The organism is Vibrio sp. V42_P2S4T144, assembly GCF_009904715.1.
Lineage (GTDB): Bacteria > Pseudomonadota > Gammaproteobacteria > Enterobacterales > Vibrionaceae > Vibrio > Vibrio alginolyticus.
The window spans coordinates 8,762-25,961 of record NZ_WXWS01000524.1 but is presented as its reverse complement, the minus strand read 5'-3'; the positions used below and the strand labels follow the sequence as shown (position 1 = coordinate 25,961).

The 17,200-nt window shown below is 43.0% G+C and carries 14 protein-coding genes; 2 read left to right on the top strand and 12 right to left on the bottom strand.

Annotation, left to right across the window (positions count from 1 at the left end; translation table 11 throughout):
• Both CAG68_RS17630 and CAG68_RS17625 read right to left on the bottom strand, forming a co-directional pair.
• Positions 1-498, bottom strand: a 498-nt coding sequence (locus tag CAG68_RS17630; RefSeq protein WP_161441444.1) for a DUF3306 domain-containing protein, incomplete at its 3' end; no start/stop codon positions are given.
• Positions 488-952 (bottom strand): DUF3305 domain-containing protein, encoded by a 465-nt coding sequence (locus CAG68_RS17625; RefSeq protein ID WP_161441443.1) that lies wholly within the window; start codon positions 950-952, stop codon positions 488-490. The genes CAG68_RS17630 and CAG68_RS17625, both read right to left, overlap by 11 nt.
• A gap of 370 nt (positions 953-1,322) precedes the next feature.
• Here CAG68_RS17625 and CAG68_RS17620 point away from each other — a divergent pair, with 370 nt between their 5' ends.
• On the top strand, positions 1,323-2,147 hold the full coding sequence (locus tag CAG68_RS17620; RefSeq protein WP_054574149.1) for a formate dehydrogenase accessory sulfurtransferase FdhD: 825 nt from the start codon (positions 1,323-1,325) through the stop codon (positions 2,145-2,147).
• Positions 2,148-2,387: 240 nt separating this feature from the next.
• Here CAG68_RS17620 and CAG68_RS17615 read toward each other — a convergent pair whose 3' ends face one another.
• Positions 2,388-3,980, bottom strand: coding sequence for an ABC-F family ATPase (locus tag CAG68_RS17615; RefSeq protein WP_161441442.1), 1,593 nt, complete (start codon positions 3,978-3,980; stop codon positions 2,388-2,390).
• Positions 3,981-4,015: 35 nt separating this feature from the next.
• Between CAG68_RS17615 and CAG68_RS17610 the strand changes: the two genes are divergently transcribed.
• Positions 4,016-5,608, top strand: a complete 1,593-nt coding sequence (locus CAG68_RS17610; RefSeq protein WP_161441441.1) for a recombinase family protein — start codon at positions 4,016-4,018, stop codon at positions 5,606-5,608.
• Here CAG68_RS17610 and CAG68_RS17605 read toward each other — a convergent pair.
• From CAG68_RS17605 to CAG68_RS17565, 9 genes are all read right to left on the bottom strand, one after another.
• Positions 5,589-5,822, bottom strand: a complete 234-nt coding sequence (locus CAG68_RS17605) for a hypothetical protein (protein ID WP_158156455.1) — start codon at positions 5,820-5,822, stop codon at positions 5,589-5,591. The two genes, CAG68_RS17610 and CAG68_RS17605, sit on opposite strands and share 20 nt — an antisense overlap.
• The gene (locus CAG68_RS17600; protein WP_158156453.1) at positions 5,822-6,160 is read right to left on the bottom strand and encodes a hypothetical protein; all 339 of its coding nucleotides are present in this window, start codon (positions 6,158-6,160) and stop codon (positions 5,822-5,824) included. The genes CAG68_RS17605 and CAG68_RS17600 overlap by 1 nt, the downstream gene beginning before the upstream one ends.
• 91 nt (positions 6,161-6,251) lie before the next feature.
• Positions 6,252-6,647 carry a hypothetical protein gene (locus tag CAG68_RS17595; protein ID WP_140289627.1) on the bottom strand — a complete coding sequence of 132 codons (396 nt, stop codon included), beginning with the start codon at positions 6,645-6,647 and terminating at the stop codon, positions 6,252-6,254.
• Between the two features lie 88 nt (positions 6,648-6,735).
• Complete coding sequence (locus CAG68_RS17590; RefSeq protein WP_161441440.1) at positions 6,736-10,779, bottom strand: tail fiber domain-containing protein; 4,044 nt, start codon at positions 10,777-10,779, stop codon at positions 6,736-6,738.
• A gap of 9 nt (positions 10,780-10,788) precedes the next feature.
• On the bottom strand, positions 10,789-11,190 hold the full coding sequence (locus CAG68_RS17585) for a hypothetical protein (RefSeq protein WP_158156449.1): 402 nt from the start codon (positions 11,188-11,190) through the stop codon (positions 10,789-10,791).
• A gap of 67 nt (positions 11,191-11,257) precedes the next feature.
• Positions 11,258-15,592 (bottom strand): phage tail tip protein, encoded by a 4,335-nt coding sequence (locus CAG68_RS17580; RefSeq protein ID WP_161441439.1) that lies wholly within the window; start codon positions 15,590-15,592, stop codon positions 11,258-11,260.
• A complete protein-coding gene (locus CAG68_RS17575; protein WP_161441438.1) occupies positions 15,592-15,981 on the bottom strand; it encodes a DUF6950 family protein in 390 nt (129 codons plus the stop codon). The genes CAG68_RS17580 and CAG68_RS17575 overlap by 1 nt, the downstream gene beginning before the upstream one ends.
• On the bottom strand, positions 15,981-16,517 hold the full coding sequence (locus CAG68_RS17570; RefSeq protein ID WP_161441437.1) for a hypothetical protein: 537 nt from the start codon (positions 16,515-16,517) through the stop codon (positions 15,981-15,983). The genes CAG68_RS17575 and CAG68_RS17570 overlap by 1 nt, the downstream gene beginning before the upstream one ends.
• Entirely contained in the window at positions 16,517-17,083 is a 567-nt protein-coding gene (locus CAG68_RS17565) for a hypothetical protein (RefSeq protein ID WP_161441436.1), read from the bottom strand. Before CAG68_RS17565 ends, CAG68_RS17570 begins: the two co-directional genes overlap by 1 nt.
• Positions 17,084-17,200: the final 117 nt, after the last annotated feature.

The following is a 17,200-nucleotide window of genomic DNA, read 5'->3' as shown; positions in this document are numbered from 1 at the left end:
GTTTGACTCTGCGTCTTCAACTACCCCAGATGCGATATCGTTAGCGTTAAGCTCAGACCCTTGCGCAGTTTCAGCGTCTGGTTCGTCTTCCACTTTGTCTTTAACCCAATCACGCAGCGTCTCAGCGACGTCTTGAGAAAGTGACTTTAAGTTACTGTAATCATCATCGTAATCGTCTAGGCCGTCACGCACGTTAAATTCTTCGGACAAGAACATTTTGCGCAGCGCAGCTTTCTTGACGCTTTCTGAGGCTTCAGAAACCAGCAGTTGCGCCACAGACATTTCTTCGGTTTTTTCAGTCTCTACACTCGCGGTAATGTCTGGAGCCTGACTATCCTCATTGACGTTCAAAGCATCTGAGCTTTCGTCAGCGTTTGAAAGCGCTGTGACACTATCTTCGGATTGTTCCGTCTCTGCTATCGGCGTGATCTCTTCAGCATGTTGGGAAGATTCTTCTAGTTTACGTTTCGACCAACGGCTTAAAAAACTAGTTGCCATTTGCTCTGCCTGCTCCTTTGCGTTTCTTGCGTCTTACTTCTAACAACTCACCGTGACGACCAATAAAGGCTTCCATCCAAGCCTGAACGGCTAACGGCATATCGTTAGATAGTACAAGGTTATCACCATCCATATATTGCGCCGCAACAGATTGTGAAGCCGTCAGTAACTGTATCGCTGGTTTTTCACCAGACTCGACGTTATCCATCACTAAAAAGAGTTTAGGTTGCTGAGAGCTTAAGTTAAAGCGGTAGTCTGTACGCTCGTCTTTATGTAATTGCAACAGACAAACATCTGGAGTCTCTTCCGTCGGATTCAGCGCAAATTCTGTCAACTGCCATTGGGTTGTCACCCAAATCCCTGTACTGATCTCATGCTCAACAAGCTCTACGCCGATTGGCCATGTATCCTCAGTCTTTTCGTAATTTTTTTCGAAATCTTTCTTATCCGACATAACTCACCCAGTCTTTCTATTTTTGGTCTGAAAACACACAGGACATTTTGCCCCGTTTTCGACCATTTTTATTGTCTTCGAAGCAATAAACGCGCCAAGCTGATATAACTTAGTCTATATACTCCCTCAGGCTATAATTACCAAACTAGACGAAACTCAAATGTATTGATGTGTCATTACTGCGAACTCGCAGTTTTAATGCATTGTTGACATAAAACCTCGCAATTTCTGTGGGAACCGCTATTTTGGAATGAGATTTGCTAGCCACTTAACAAGCTAAAATGCGTAGCAACCTAACGCTCTTAATCACTAGGACACGACAAGCTAAAATGCGTAGCAACCTAACGCTCTTAATCACTAGGACACGACTGTGCTGAAACCAAATATTATTAAAACCAGTGAAAATCCCCTGCAAACCATTGAAGTCGATGTGTACGACGAGTACGGCGAAAAGCTCGCGAAGCAAATCGCTTGCGAGCGTCCTCTTACGGTCATGCTGAACTGGAAAGAAGTGGTCACGCTCATGACGCTAGGTTCGCGTCCAGAAGCACTAGTACTGGGTTATTTAAAAAACCAAAGCTTCCTGTCCGATCCAGCCGCGATTGAATCCGTTATTATTGACTGGGAAACGCATTCCGCAGCGGTGATTACTAAAGAAAACACTGAACACTTAGAAGGCGCCCTGAAAAAGAAAACCGTCACCTCAGGTTGTGGCCAAGGCACTATGTATGGCAACGTGATGAAGCAGCTTGAAAATTATCAAGTGCCTCAAGTTTCTCTTAAGCAGTCAGAGATTTATTCTGCGCTGGAAGCGTTAACTCATTACAACGACACCTACAAAAAAGCGGGCGCAGTACACGGCTGTGCGGTTTGCAAAGGTAATGAAGTGTTGTCATTTGTGGAAGATGTCGGCCGTCACAACGCAGTGGATACACTTGCAGGTGAGATGTGGCTCAAAGAAGAAACAGGTGAAGATAAAATTTTCTACACAACTGGTCGCCTTACATCAGAGATGGTGATTAAAGTGGCTCAAATGGGCATTCCTGTTCTGCTTTCTCGCTCTGGCGTTACTCAAATGGGGTTAGATCTAGCGAAGCAATTTGGTATTACGACCATTGCGCGTGCGAAAGGTTTGCGCTTCCAAGTGTTTACAGGAGCCGACAAGGTTGAATTTGATGTAAAAGGCAACCAATAACACCTTTTCAGTGTAAACTAAAACCAATAATGCGGATTCACAGAGGATGTGGACTATGAATAATGACCAATTGTGGAATTTTCTGCTTACGCCCAGCGGTATCATGCTTTCTATGATTATTACCTTTGGCGTGGTCGGGATCTATGCGTATATAACCGGTCAGTTTAAGGATTAAGGCCAAATATCAAAAAAGCCTCGCTAAATAGCGAGGCTTTTGCTTTTTAAACGCTTTGCGAGTAATTACGCGTCAACGCCACGAGATTTTAGGAACTCAGAGTACGTGCCTTTGAAGTCTGTGATCTTGCCATCGCGGATTTCGATAATACGCGTTGCTAGCGAGTCTACGAATACACGGTCGTGAGATACGAAGAACAACGTGCCTTTGTATTGCTCAAGCGCCGTGTTCAAAGATTCGATCGATTCCATGTCCATGTGGTTGGTTGGTTCGTCCATTAGCAGCATGTTTGGCTTGTGCATCATTAGCTTACCAAGCAGCATACGACCTTGCTCACCACCAGACAGTACTTTTACTGACTTCTTAATGTCATCTTGACCAAATAGCATACGACCAAGGAAACCACGAACGACTTGCTCGTCATCACCTTCTTGACGCCATTGACCCATCCAATCCGTTAGATTCATATCTTCTGCAAAGTCATGCGCGTGGTCTTGCGCGTAGTAACCGATGTTTGCATTTTCAGACCATTTGAACTCACCAGCACGCGGTTCAAGTACACCAGCAAGCGTGTTTAGAAGTGTTGTTTTACCCACACCATTTTCACCGATGATCGCAACGCGCTCTCCCACTTCAAAAATTGCATTGAAGTCTGAGAACAAGTCCTCTTCAAAACCTTGGCTCAGGTTTTCTACAATCAGAGCGTTACGGAACAGCTCTTTAGACTGTTCAAAACGAATGAATGGGTTTTGACGGCTAGACGCTTTCACTTCGTCCAGTTTGATCTTGTCGATTTGCTTCGCACGAGATGTCGCTTGTTTTGCTTTCGATGCGTTTGCAGAGAAACGTGCAACGAACGTTTGTAGCTCAGCGATTTGTGCTTTCTTCTTCGCGTTGTCGTTTAGTAGACGTTCGCGAGCTTGAGAAGCCGCCGTCATGTACTCGTCGTAGTTACCAGGGTAAACGCGTAGCTCACCGTAGTCCAAGTCAGCCATGTGTGTACATACTGAGTTTAGGAAGTGACGGTCGTGCGAAATGATGATCATTGTGCAGTTACGCGCGTTTAGCGTATCTTCCAACCAACGGATTGTGTCCATGTCCAAGTTGTTGGTAGGTTCGTCAAGAAGCATCACATCTGGGTCTGCGAATAGAACCTGCGCTAGAAGCACACGAAGTTTCCAGCCTGGTGCTACTTCACTCATTAGACCGAAGTGTTGCTCCATTGGGATACCTACAGCAAGAAGAAGCTCGCCCGCTTTGGCTTCTGCCATGTAGCCGTCCATTTCAGCAAACTGAACTTCTAAGTCAGCCACTTTCATGCCGTCTTCTTCGCTCATTTCAGCAAGTGAGTAGATGCGGTCACGCTCTTTCTTCACTTCCCATAGCTCTTTATGACCCATGATAACGGTATCGATTACAGTAAATTCTTCGTAAGCGAACTGGTCCTGGTTCAGTTTTGCAACGCGCTCGTTTGGATCGTAGCTTACGTTACCACTGGTTTGCTCAAGCTCGCCGCTGAGGATCTTCATAAAGGTTGATTTACCACAACCGTTAGCTCCAATTAAGCCATAGCGATTGCCTTCGCCGAACTTAACTGAAATGTTTTCGAATAGCGGCTTAGCGCCGAATTGTTGAGTAATATTGTTGGTAAATAGCATATCAAGTATAATGTCTTAAATTTGAGGGATTTAGCATGAATAAAACGAAGGTCTACAGTTACATTCGCTTCTCCACGTCACGCCAAGAATCTGGAGATAGCGTAAGAAGACAATTGGAAATCGCACGCAATTACTCAGAAAAAGTTGGCGGAGTATATCAAGATCGCTCTTTCTCCGATATGGGTATTTCAGCATTCAAGCAAAAAGAACGTGATGGTTTGCAGATGATGCTCGACATGGTTGAAGACGGTTCTATTGAGAAAGGTTCACATATCGTTATCGAGCGACTAGACCGCTTATCGCGCCAAGGGATCTCTGTTACTCAGCAACTCATAACGCAAATAGTTCAACATGGCGTGCTGTTGTACGTTGCAGGTGACAACATGCTTCTTGAACGTGATTCATTAAATGACTTGTCCATTGTCATTAGAGTCGCAGTTGCTGCTGATCTTGCATACAAAGAGTCATTGCAAAAATCTCAACGTATCAAAGCTTCAAAAATCGCGAAGAAGAAAGACGGGTTAGATGGTCGTGTTACTAAGAAAGTATGCCCATTCTGGCTAAAGTTCGATGAAAAAAAGCAAGAATACGTGTTCAGTGACAAACTACCGACAATTCAACGAATCATTGAACTACGTCAGCAAGGTTTCGGTGAAAACAAAATGGCACAACATTTGAACGATGAGAATGTCCCGCCACCACGTGCTGCTAAGTGGTCACCGACTTCTCTTAGAAAGCTATATACGCATCCCGCGATTTACGGTGCATGGCAGACTACCGAGAAGACCGAAGACGGAAAGTATATCAATAGTGATTTGATAGAGAACTACTACCCTGCTCTATTGACGTATGAAGAGTTCATGTTGATGAACCCGAAGTCGAAAGCGACGACTGCGAAAGATAGCGGCTTGAACCCGTTTAAGGGATTGCTTCGTTGTGCGAAATGTGGTGCAACAATGTCTCGCCAGACATCTAAAATGCGTACGGGTGAAAAATACGTTGCTTATCGTTGTACGAATGCTGGCAAAGGGATTTACTGCGACGCTGTTGGTTATCGTGACATGGACAAGTATCTAGTCGCAGCATGTAAACGATTAAAGATTAAAAAGACGTTGAGCAGTGACAATCGCGAAAAAGAGTCCCAGCTACGAGCATTAGAAGCAAAGCTTGAAAGCTTACAGCAAGCTATATTGACTCAAACTGATATCACTGCGTTGATTAGTACATCACAAATCGTCGAACGTCAGATTAACGAATTGAAAGCGACGATTAAGCCAGCAGCGACCGTCACTGTCGATGAATTGTACTCACATAGAGACAACCCTCAATCGTTTAACTTGCTTGCTCGTTCGTTAATTCAAAAAGTTGAAGTTGAAGTGAAAGCGAAAAATCGTCATACGAAAACGCTGTTTGCTAAGTTTTATCAACATAACGGTTATGTCATTACGTTGACTGTACTTCCATCAGGCGATGCTTTTTATAGTACAACTGATTTGTCACCGATTATTGATAATGAAGATTACGAAGAACCAGAATCGACTGAAATTGAAGAGCATGATGATTCAATTGCCAATCCTGATTACGATTCTTCGTCATGGTCAAAGCCTGTCACTCAGCGTAACCGATGATGTCAGACGCTTGATCAACTAGTTCGATGATTTGTTCGGTTTGCTCATATCCCATGTAGTGAACCGAACCGCCAATTAAACATGCAGACAATAGCAAGATTGCTGCCCTTTTCAGATTGAATTTCCCGTCAGAGAAAATCCAAGTTTTTAATTTACTAGCAATCGGTGTGATGATGTTCATTGCCGATGCTATCGCTTTAAGATTGATTGCCATTAGTCTCTCACTATTGCTTGTTTGATTTCTTTGATGTCATCTTCGATGGTTGACATCTTTACTTGCTGTCGAGCTAGTGTTTTATCTAAGCTCGCTAGCGTTTTCTGCAAATCGATATAGATCGGACGCATCGACTCGATTTCTTTATCGTGTTGATCAACGTTTGATTTAATGCGAGTTAAATCAACTTGTTGGTTTTGTTGTATTGTCGTTATTGCTTCGACTTTGACATCGAGCCTCTTCTGAACTTCGGCCCCTTCAGTAACTTGTTGTTGCAAAACCCCGTAACCAACTGCGAGAGGGATTAGCCACGCTAACCATTCTGTCTTAAATGACATTTTTCCCCCTTACCACACTTAGACGTGGCCGTTTTGTTCTGGTAACTGACAAACGTTTTCTAGGAATTCGTACTACATACATATCGCCCCCTTATAAAACGTGTTCAGTAGTTGCGTCTGGCATTACTGTAATCGTTCCGTTGATCAGCGTAGTGACAATTCCATCTGCGTCTTTTACTTGAATGTCGTATACAAGTGTTTGTGAGCCGCCGTTGAGTGGAGTTGTTTTTGTCGGGGTAATTTCGAAGTAAAATCGGTCTGACTCTTTGATGATATCTAAGTCGAATATCTTTAGTCCGTCATAGCCACTACGAGCCATGCCGGTTATCGTTAAGTCTGAGACATTGATGATTTTGTAAGTGCCATTAGCGACCGCTTCGTCTAACTCTTGAACGGAAAGCGTATCAGGGATTGAATCGTCGTAGATTTTGAAATAATCACTCTGAAAGGTATCGCCGCGGCACATCTTGATTGAATAGTGATGCATATCTTAACCTCTTAGTTGTATCTATTATTTAGAAACAAAAAAGGTCGCGATCATTAATAACAAAAAAGCTCCCGAAGGAGCTTTGTCATTAAAGTTCTAACTTAGCTTCGATAGCTGCTAGACGTTCTTTCAGTTCTTGGTTCTCAAGTGAAACTTCGCGTATAGCTTGGTAAGCTACCGCAAGCAAGGTGTTGTCATCAGACTTAATAGCTTTGTAACCACGAGCATCTTCCTTCACAAGATGAGGTAGCACTTTCTCAACTTCTTGAGCAATGAAACCCATCTCAAAACGATAGTGTTCTTCTGAACCTGTATACTCACCATCTTCATCGATCATCTGAGTAATCTCAGCATTTTCTTTGATGTATGAGTAAGAACCAATTTGGTTCACTAAGTCCAACGCACCTTTTACTTCTTCAATGTCAGTCTTCAAACGTTCATCAGAAGAGGTCTGAGTGTATCGGTTATCAGCATATTGCAGCGTTAACAGATTACGCCAGTTACCGTAATCACCGGTATAACCTGTACGGTACACTGGTAGACGTGATGATGCGTCTGGTGAACTCTGGTTGTGTGGGAAGTAAAGCTGAGTCTTCACACCACTGTTCGTATTAGTATGCGACATGGCTAACAGACAACCATATGAGTATGAACCGCCTACTAATGTCGTAGCTGGTCGATTAGAACCAGAGGTACCGTTAACAGAAGAGTGTCCAGATTTATATAAAGTATTCCAATCCTGTGAAGTAACACTTTGTACACTACGACGGAACAAGTTATCTTCAGCCCAATCACGACGAATAGCATGACTGCCTGAAGGCGAACCCCCATCTAGTACAACAGGTACTCGGAACGTAGCGGCTGGTGCACCAATAATCATCCATTGGTTACTTGATGAAGATAGGTCAGAAGCATTACCAATAGCAAAGTTATCTGTAGTCTTACCTGCCCATACATCAGTACCTGAGTTACTTGAGTAACGGATGTTTACGTTAGCATCACCGTCTGAACGGTACAGAAGCATCTTCTCAGCACCACTAGATTCAACATCCAAACGGTTAGTATTGAAGATTGCACGACTACGGTCACGATAGATACTAAATGCACGTTTATCTACGCTATTTTCACGCATGTTAAGAAAAAACTCATTAGTACTAGATGCGCCTGCGTAACCAAACTCAGTACCATGTACGCCATTAGATTCTCGTAACCTAAGAGATGTATTTACATTGTTAGCTTGCGCCTGCATATCCCAACTCATACTAGTATTACCAGTATAGTAATGGGTCATGTTATGCGGTTGCCACGCTATAAAGTTTGAACTACCGCCTTCTGGGTACAAACGAACAGTACTACCACCTTCACCTAATGCTTGCATCTTAGGGCCATCAGCACCCATCTTGAATACACTGTAGGCCAAACCTGAGTTTGTATTCAGTAAAGCAGTAGCAGCATATGAACCATGTCCCCATGAACCACCAACAGCAGAATTACAGTAACTGCGTCCATAGTACAGAGCAGCATTTTCCATATCTACTGCATCATCTGAACCAGGATTAAAAGTAATACGTCCACTATCTGCAAGAGTAATAGCATTAGAACCTTCGTTATTACTCCATGTCATGTGGTTGTTGCTAGCTGTACCGTAACCCAAGTAACCACGACGAACACCATCATCGTGTTCCCATTCCATAAAAGAAGATGTACCAGTACCTGAATTTACTCCATCACGGAATTTAAAAGCAGAACCGCCATTATGGTATTGAACTACTCTACCACTACTATCTATAGTCCAACGTTTTGAAGAATCCGTTAGACCTTTGGGACGCAACTCAATATTGCCTTCATTAGCTGTAACAAAGGTATATCCCGATGAATATAGGTAAGTACCATGTTCACTCGGGTTATCTGGATGTTTGATTTCCTTAGATGTAATACCTTCCGTTACAGTCAGTGAACCAGACAAGTAGGTATTGTTAACACCATAGGTTTTCTTAAATGAACTCTGGGATACAACTACTGCTGATTCTGACGTAATCTTGTCATCAGTGACACAAATAACATCATGGCTTTCTGCTCCAGATGCTGCATTGAAGAAAGAGAAACGTGCTGGTTTATGGAACCGAGGAACATCAGCAAATTTCAATGCCAACTTCTCAACACCTTCATACATCACACGTACAATAGAAACTTCAAGACTATCTTGAGCGATAGTACCCGTAGCATGATATGAACCATTATCCCCTGCTGTAGTTTGCTTGATCGCATGTACATCAAAGTTAAATGAACAAGTGTTGCCCGTTCTGCGATGACTAATTAATTTACCGGAAAAACCGTTTCCATCGTAATCATCTAAAATGAAGTAAACGCTACGTACATCATCATCAGTAATATCAACTGTGCCTACCTTCCATACGATGTATGGGTTTACTTCTGTAGTAATTGTTTCATCAGATGAGCCATCAATAGCAACTGAACCAGTTACATCACCATCTACTGTTATGGTTCGAGGTGTAGCCCATTTATCAGCAGCTACTGCCGTACCACCAGAAGGCAAAGCACCAATATCAGACGGTGAAGGTCTATACCCTGTCGTATAGATTCGTTCCCATGGGCCAATAGTCCCATCCCCTGCATTCGCAGAACGCACATGGATCTCTGAACCAATACTACGAGCTGCTAACTGAAACCCACCTTGACCATTCGGTAAGTGGATCAGTGAACGTGTGCCTGCAATACCTGAAATATTTGAGTCAGTACGATCAATCTCGATCTTACCTGCTGAAAATAAGGCGTCTACTTCGGATTCAGAAAGTGAACCAACATCTTTATCAATACGGTTATCGATCTGGCTTTGCAATACGCTCTCGATAGCATCTACTTCATTTTCTGTGTAATAGCGGTCATCATGAGTGTGTGAATCATTCGCTACAGTGACATTCAAAGTAACGTCTGAACTACCATCAATCGACACCATACCACTCGCGTCGCCGTTTAGAGTGATTTTGCGAGCATTAGTCCATTTATCAGCTTTGTTCGCAGTACCGTTTACAGGTAAAGCACCGATAGATGTTGGGGTGATTGTGTCAATTTGATTCTGTAATCCCGATTCAATTGCATTGACTTCTGCTTTTGTATATTTGTCGATTACGACATCACCCTGCATTCCGTCTACTGTGCGAACCAAATCGGTGTTATCAATTTTGTACCAGATGTCTTTCTCAAGATTCCAATACAATTGATCACCAACTTCGACTGAGATATCAGGCTGCGCTGCGTTCGAGTTACTCATCGTTCCCGCTACAGAAATTTGATAAAAATCTGCACGCTCTGGTGACATTGTTGGCGATGGAAATAGACCTGTCGAGGCATCCCAATCCCCTTTAGGTGATAAAGCACTAGCGGCTGCGTCCGCAGCGATTTCTGCTCTAATAGCATCAGCTCTCGCTTCAGATGCAGACGTATCGGCATTAGTCGCAGATGACTTTGCAGCAAGTTCACTTGTTTTAGCATTTGTTTCGCTTGTAGCTGCTGCTGTCGCACTTTGTGATGCATTTAGTTCAGACGTACGGCTTGCGCTTTCTGAGTTCTTAGAAGCAAGTTCACTAGCTTTGGCATTTGTTTCGCTTGTAGCTGCTGCTGACTCACTAGCTTTAGCATTGGCTTCACTAGTGGCTGAAGCATTTTCACTATCCTTAGCAGCAAGTTCGCTAACTTTTGAATTAGATTCACTTAGTGACGCTGCTGAAGCAGATTCTGCTGCACTTGTTTCGCTAGATTTGGCATTGGCTTCACTCGTTGATGCATTAACTTCACTCAGTGCTGCCGCTTCTTCTGCGCTTTCTGACAATGCTTGTGCTTGTTCTGCTTTAGTTTGTGCAAATGACGCATCATTCGCTGCTTGACGTGATTTCAAGCTGTAATGCTTCGCTGAATATTCGTTTGGTTGAACTTCAACGTTTTCTGACTCTTCAGCCCATTGATGTGCTTTGTCGCGATATTCTCGCGATTGCTCGTTGTAGTAACTTTGAATATCAGCATTATCGAGCTTGTAAACGTTTGTAATTTCTTCTTTGTTGATCTGAGCCACTGAACCGAAGTTCGGAGACTTCACACTGACAAATGATGGCATGTCGCCCCCTTATTCTGTGTATGTGTAATCAGTTGTGATTGTTAGTTTTCCAGCGATCCAAGTTTTTACTGTGCCGTCCGCAATTGTTTTGAACTGAATGTCGTAGCCGTAGCTTTGATTTTCGTTTGTAAATGCTGCGGTGATTTCAGCGGGGATCGTGAATGAAAGCTTGTAGCCGTCTGTAACGACTAGCGGTAAGTCAAGAACGACCGTACCTTGTGGTGTTGCTCGAACCTGTCCTTTAATTTCGTATGCTGTTAGGTCAACTGGCGTATATGTGCCATTAGCAATACCAGTTACGATTTCTTGATAAGTTACATTTGGCGGTAAATCTTCGACAAGAATGAACCACGTTGGACTAAAAATAGTATCACCACGAGTTTCGGTGATATGTTCAGTAATCTTTGCCATTTGCTTGTTTCTCCTCTGATACGTTTATTTAGAAGAAACAAAAAAGACTCCCGAAGGAGTCTTTCAATTAGTGGATTTCATTACTGTTTTGGAACAACTGAGCAGTCAGTTTATGATTAAGTCTTCTGTCACCGTCGTAATCAATATACGTTGATAATGTATCTCGCGACGTACACCTAAACTGAAGGTACAGTACACCCGCTGGAGTATATGCAGGGATACTAGCAAATACTCTTCTAACTGACGGACTTGCTTTATAAGGTGGTGTGCTACCAGTGAAAAACTTATTATCTATTCGACTTTCGAAGAAAACGGTTCCGTTTTCATCAACCAGACGATAGATAGCATCGTACTGTCCACCTGAATTCGAGTAGATCGTGACAAAGATAGAATCGATGTTCATCGGTTCAATAATCAATGTTCGATCATAAGGTCTTGAGTTACTTATTGTTACTTGCGTAACATTCAACCATGAATATCTCGACACAGACGCATTACTGCTGCGGTAATTCATGTCTTTAGCTGTTGCAGAGACGATATCGCCGACAATTTTTTCTGCTTGTACTGTTCCGTAGAACTTCGCAGTGTTTGCGGCTGGGTTTACATCTAAGAAGTAACTTGAACCATCGTTCTGATACCAAATAGTTCGTCCGTTATACCATTGACGAAGACGATACTTACCATCACTGACCATTCTGAATGACTCGCCGTTGGTATTCGGATGCTTGTTTCCGTACCAAACAGTGTAATCACTAGAGTTGTTTCCAGTGCCGACATACAAAGAACCGCTGATACGACCGCTCGTTGCCGTTACCGAGCCAGAAACAACAGCATTAGTCGCGTACATCTTACCGTCTTTATCGACTCTAAACGGAGAAGACGACATAGATGCATTACCCGCAGCTATACGCCAAGTCGAGTCAGAGCCATTCAAACGTACAATGTCATGACCAGAACCAACAACGACATCGCTAGATGCACTGACATGTGATCCATTGATTGCATCAGCCGATATTTTACTTGCAGTAATAGCACCAGATGAAATCTTGGCTGCTGTAATAGCTCCCGTTGATAAGTGATTGGTTTCAATGGCATTCGAGCTGATTTTAGCTGCTGTAATGGAACCCGCTGCGATTTTATTAGCCGTTACCGCATTTGTAGCGATTTCTGAAGCAGTGACACTATTCGCTGCAAGTTGTGTTGCAGTAATAGTACCTGTAGCTATATCACTAGCAATAATCGAACCTGCTGCAATATGACTTGATGTAATAGCGTTCGCAGCAATCTTCGAAGCGGTCACGGCATCTGCTGCGATTTCACTCGCAGTTACACTATTTGCGGCAAGTTGCGTTGATGTAATCGTACCTGTAGCTATGTCACTAGCAACGATAGAACCTGCTGCGATATGACTTGAGTTAATCGCGTTTGCTGCGATGTTCGAAGCCGTTAAGTTCTTGATTGTCGCATTGTTAATTAACAACTGACCATTCGAGAAATAGAAAGCAACATCATCGTTTGCTGCATTGCCATTATTACCACCAGCAACAATGAACTCATCTGCTGCAACAATAAACTGCGATTTGCCAGTATTACTAGCAAACAAGCCCCAAGCGGCTGTTGCAGTCTTATCAGGCGAAGCTACGATGTTGATACGTGTATCAATCGGCGTTCCACTCGGTAAAGTTGGTGCGTTAGCTGCATTGCGTAGCTGACTTAGTTCATTTGAAACATTAGGTATCTGCTCGCTGAATGCTTGTTCTGCTGCATCTAGATCAGACTGCAAATTGTTCATGGTCGTCTCATGTGCAGCAAGAGTCGTATCATGGTCATTCATACGCAAGTTGTGACTTGCTAATGTACTGTCATGACCATCCATACGTGCATCATGCTGTCCTAACTCAGCTTCATGTGCCGCAAGTACTGCATCATTTGCTGCAATTTGATTCTGTAAATCGGTATCATCAAAAGGCGTTGCATCATTATCGATGTGTGAATTGTGCAATGCTTCTTCAGCAGTGTAGTTAATACCGTCACGACCAAAACTATCGAAATGACCCAAACGAACATAACGAACTTCTTGGTCTGCTGTGTTCTCAGGGAAGTTCCAAACCCAAGATGCTTGTTTGCCAAGAACAGCAGCAAGAGTTGATACACTCGGGTTAAATCCCGATGTTTTAGATATGTGAATTTCTGTACCTTGCCAGTCAGACTCATCACTTGTGCTGTAGTTGAACCACAACGCACCTAATCGCCCGTAATTGTTTGTTGATGCAATAACCGCGATTTGTTCGTTGTTAGCAATAACTTGTGAGTCATCCGAAACTGATGAGTAAGAACCATCAATTGCAACGATTTCAACAAGTGCTTTGATATTACGTGTAGCGCCCGCAGAGACGTTCTGCTCATAAGTCCATGCGAATGTATTGCTCGACGTAGTAAACGTACCTATCAAGCTCTCGCCGTTACTCACGTTGTACAATGACACTCGATAATGACTGAAGATTTCACGTACAAGTTTCTGGTTTGCATACAACCCCGTTACCTGAGCATTCATCATGTCATCCCAAGAGAACTCGCAATCAACACCGTCAAACTTAGCAGTTACACCTGTTACACTCGGTAGTGTTCCTAATGACGAAATAACCTGATTAGATAACACAATGAAGTTAGACGTTCCGTACATATTCGATTGTGTCGCTACTCTGAAATCATACGAATCTGGGTAGAGACGAGCGATCTCCCAGAAACTATCTTTTGTACGACCCAAACGAGTCCACGTTGAATCACTTGAACGTTTGTAATCAACAATAAACTCAGCTTCAGTTTCAAACCATGTACGTGACCAGCTCAGAGTTCCGTAGCCATGCGTTGTATAGTCAGAAAGTTCAAATGCCAAACCTGTTGGCGGTGTTAGAGCTACATTGCTTGGTTTACTCGAACCACCGCCACCGTTTTTAGTACCCAAGTAGATTTCATCTGCATATTCAACACACGAAATATGTCCTATATTGATACGGTCATCTACGACACTCTTTTCTATAGCAGTGACACGAAACTCTTTTTCAACCCACCCTAGGTTGTCATCAGTTACAGTAATCACATCGAAAATACGCACTGGTGTTTCGTACAAATCAATGTCGAACTCAACTTGCTTTTGATATTGATTACGCGCTAATTCACGGTTGGCTAAGAAGCGCATTGGAGAGAATGAATCGTTTCGTTGAGTACCAGCGTAGCGAGTCATCGGCATACTGATCGTCGAAGTCTCGATATAACCGTCTGATTGAATTTGTGGATCAGTTTGAGTGTCTTCGGGAATAGTGAAGATATCTTGCTCATCGTTCAATTCAGTATTTTTGTACTCGACTTCGATGACGTTTGCGTAACTCGACGACGTTTGCTCAGTAATTTTGAACGTACCGTTAATAATATTAGTTTCGTCGAAGTCTTGAACTGGTAACGACAAGTCTTCGAATCGACACGTAATGTAACCCCCTTCGATAAACAAACTCAGATTGGCTGAATCAGCTATTGCACGTAGATTATCAGCATAAGGTGAAGAACTATCGATTTGTCCGTCGACATGTAACCTATTGTAATCACAGAATGTTGCTGATTGGCAAAAACTATCAATATCAATGTAATGCATCGGGATACCCATCCCGTAATAATCATCAGTCAAATAATCAAGCACTGCTAACGCAGGGTTTCGACCAGTTTGACGATGCTCATCAGGCACGTTAGGTAAGTCGTTGTAAAACATCTTATCGCCGATATTCATGTATCGTGGGTCGTACAGCGGTAAACCGTCAACAAGTAAGTTCACTTTAAAACGGTCACTTAGAATACGAACGCCTTCGTCATCAACAATGCGTTTACTTCTGATAGACATTGCACACACACGGTCGCCGCGCATCGCTTCAGTCCACTCACCGTCACTATTATCGATAGCAAGTTGCATCGGTACGCCAGTATCTAGGCCTGCGCGTAATTGCACATGACATTGTTTCTGAAATCCATTCTTTAGCTGATCGCCTGAGAAAAGTAATTGTTCATGACCGTCTGTTGCAGTCTCACGTAAACCATTTACGCCGATACCACTACCCAAGACTTCCACATCATCAATGTAAACTTGCTTAATCGCAGTAACACCGATACCACATGCAAAAACGTTGAGTAGGTACTCTTGATGATGGTCTCTAACGTTGTTGTAAACAGGTACAGCCCCCGTCAAAGTAGTACCGTAAACAGGGTTTCGTGTAGCACTTGTACCTGACTTATTGATTGATGTACCAACATCACTTCCTTTATCGAACGAAGGTGTATTCATCGCAACATAAAGAGAAACCCCCGCTGATGCAATCGATGCAATTAGAGCCCATGTTCCGGCTGCTATACCCATTAAGAAGTTCTCCTAAAAATTAATTGATTCTTTTTATTACTTAGCTTCATCATTTCGAAGCGATGATTCGTAGACACCCCAAACGCATAAGTCCCGACACAGACCATCACATCTATTCCTGTTACGATGATGTCTCCGAAACTAATCTCATTGAACGTTCTCTGTTCGTAGTTCTTGTTTGTGGTTAAAAAGTCTCGAATAGATTTGAAGCCAAATAGTTTGTTCGCGACGCGTGCCCCACCACGAGTAGTTGTATATCGCCCGACAAGCTGTTCAAACATTTCTGGCTCAAACAGTTCGAGCACTAGTAAGTTGCAATCTATCTGGCCGCACACGCGCTTTTTGTTGCGATATGTGGCCAAGATTGTTTTGAATCTCAACTTATCCATTAAGTTCTCCAAATTTCTTCTTGTGCAGACGAAGCTACGTATTTAAAAAATTCATCACCTGGGTGTCGGGATTCGTGTGATGCTTGAGAGGTACGACACAAGTCAGGTGTTTTTACTAATGAGCCGAACACTGATTCAGTCTGAAGCTCGATGGTCATCGTGCCGTTGGTGTAATCAACTTTGGTTACTGGCGTGTCACATGTTCCGCGATGAAATACAACAGCGTTTTGTGATGGGATAATATTGTCTTCAGCGTCATCGGGTAGTTCACAGCGAAGTATTTCAACAGGTGCTTTTTTGAATGCAGCGTTGTCGATTTCATGCCTGTAAGCTGGATCAATACCACTTAACTGAAGACCAATACCTTTACTTGATAAATCAGCAGATTCTTTCACCGCTTCGATCCCTAATAAGTCACCGACGGCTGTGTATTGATAACCGTTATGAACGACATCGAACGGAGCACTGCACAAGCGTTGAACAACACCGTTTTCGATTGTTTCAGTAAGGTCAATGCTAACTAGTACAACGTCCATCAGAACACCTCGACAAAGTTGATAGTTTGCTTAACCAAAAATCCGTTTTCTGAATATGTAATCGTTTGATTGTCTTCTGCGAATCTACAGTTGATCACTGGCGTTTCGATATTGATTTCGGTGTTTACTAGCTGGGCTGTACGTAGCTTCGGGAAAATAGTGAATTGGTCGCCGTTAATATCAGTGATGTAGTATGTTTTGTTGTCGTTTGGAACATTGAAACATGTCCCGACTGTGACGTAGCTACCACCACTAACCGTTAATGTACTTGCACCGATTCCCGCAGCTAGTGTCAGTTGTGGGTTACGTTCTTCAGATTTGAAATGTCGCGGTAGATCAAGCTCAAATGAATTAAAGCGACCTTGTAGTTTAAGTATGAAAGCAGTCCATGCTTGCTGTGCTGCGAAATCGGTGATGTGAACATCGAATGAACCTTTGATTCGATGAATACCACGTGTACGACCTCGACTAGTCAAATTTAATGACTCAGTTTGTAATGTTGGGATTTCGTGAGTGATAGAAACGTTACTAATCATCACTCCTTCTGGAAATTCGATTTTTGCCATCGATAGACACTCCTATTCGTATAGTTTTATTTAGATCGAGTGTTTTCACGGCTGATAGAAATTGCAGATACAAAAAAGCCCCAGAACGGGGCTTGTATGTTTTCGGTGTAATCATGA

Bases quoted from the DNA above. Each gene is read 5' to 3' on its own strand.
- CAG68_RS17625 (WP_161441443.1), bottom strand. From the start codon at position 952: ATGTCGGATAAGAAAGATTTCGAAAAAAATTACGAAAAGACTGAGGAT.
- CAG68_RS17615 (WP_161441442.1), bottom strand. From the start codon at position 3,980: ATGCTATTTACCAACAATATTACTCAACAATTCGGCGCTAAGCCGCTA.
- CAG68_RS17610 (WP_161441441.1), top strand. From the start codon at position 4,016: ATGAATAAAACGAAGGTCTACAGTTACATTCGCTTCTCCACGTCACGC.
- CAG68_RS17605 (WP_158156455.1), bottom strand. From the start codon at position 5,822: ATGGCAATCAATCTTAAAGCGATAGCATCGGCAATGAACATCATCACA.
- CAG68_RS17600 (WP_158156453.1), bottom strand. From the start codon at position 6,160: ATGTCATTTAAGACAGAATGGTTAGCGTGGCTAATCCCTCTCGCAGTT.
- CAG68_RS17595 (WP_140289627.1), bottom strand. From the start codon at position 6,647: ATGCATCACTATTCAATCAAGATGTGCCGCGGCGATACCTTTCAGAGT.
- CAG68_RS17590 (WP_161441440.1), bottom strand. From the start codon at position 10,779: ATGCCATCATTTGTCAGTGTGAAGTCTCCGAACTTCGGTTCAGTGGCT.
- CAG68_RS17585 (WP_158156449.1), bottom strand. From the start codon at position 11,190: ATGGCAAAGATTACTGAACATATCACCGAAACTCGTGGTGATACTATT.
- CAG68_RS17580 (WP_161441439.1), bottom strand. From the start codon at position 15,592: ATGGGTATAGCAGCCGGAACATGGGCTCTAATTGCATCGATTGCATCA.
- CAG68_RS17575 (WP_161441438.1), bottom strand. From the start codon at position 15,981: ATGGATAAGTTGAGATTCAAAACAATCTTGGCCACATATCGCAACAAA.
- CAG68_RS17570 (WP_161441437.1), bottom strand. From the start codon at position 16,517: ATGGACGTTGTACTAGTTAGCATTGACCTTACTGAAACAATCGAAAAC.
- CAG68_RS17565 (WP_161441436.1), bottom strand. From the start codon at position 17,083: ATGGCAAAAATCGAATTTCCAGAAGGAGTGATGATTAGTAACGTTTCT.